1 protein-coding gene is annotated in these 741 nt (G+C 57.4%); it reads right to left on the bottom strand.

The window, feature by feature from the left end; genetic code table 11:
• Positions 1 to 31: 31 nt before the first annotated feature.
• A partial coding sequence (locus tag ACWTU8_RS31735) for an MBOAT family O-acyltransferase (RefSeq protein WP_455851242.1) occupies positions 32 to 741 on the bottom strand: 710 nt, incomplete at its 5' end.

The following is a 741-nucleotide window of genomic DNA, read 5'->3' as shown; positions in this document are numbered from 1 at the left end:
CCGATGGTCGCGATATTCGCCAATTTCATACTCAGAACCTGAAATAGAGGAACGGTGAGAAGGCCTGAGGTACGATGTAGATCGCGCAGATGACTGCTGCGACGCTGACGAAGACAAGCCGGGCGACGCACGCGGCACGGCCCGCTGCTCCGGCTACCACCACACCCAAGGGACTTACCTGCCCCTGAATGACTATGAGGAGGCAGGCTGATAGCATAGCCATTTTGCCCTGGGGCGAAAGCGCGAGCTCCATCGACCCGGGCAACCCGAAGGCCCCGTCTGCCAGCGGCAACAGCATGGCGCGTACATGGCTGGCGAAGGCTGATAGGTCGTTTGCGCGGAACAGAACCCATCCGAAAATCACGACGGGAAAGAAATAGATCATCCGAACGATCTGAGATGAAAACGCCCTTCCTCCAAGGATCAGGCGTTCTGCTATAAGAAAGGTTCCGTGGTATGCGCCCCACAGGACGAACGTCCATGCCGCCCCATGCCATGTCCCGGTCGCAAGGAACACGATCATCAGGTTCGCGTAAGTTCGCGCCGGGCCTGCCCTGTTTCCCCCAAGGGGGATATAGAGATAGTCGCGGAACCAGCCCGACAGCGAGATGTGCCACCGACGCCAAAACTCGGTGATCGTAGACGCAGCGTAGGGGTGGTTGAAGTTTTCCTTGAACCGAATTCCGAACATCATAGCGAGACCGATCGCCATGTCCGAATAGCCAGAAAAGTCGAAATAGA

This window comes from Mesorhizobium sp. BHbdii, from assembly GCF_053848045.1.
Note: the sequence above shows the minus strand (reverse complement) of the source record. Positions and strands in the feature narration are given on the sequence as shown.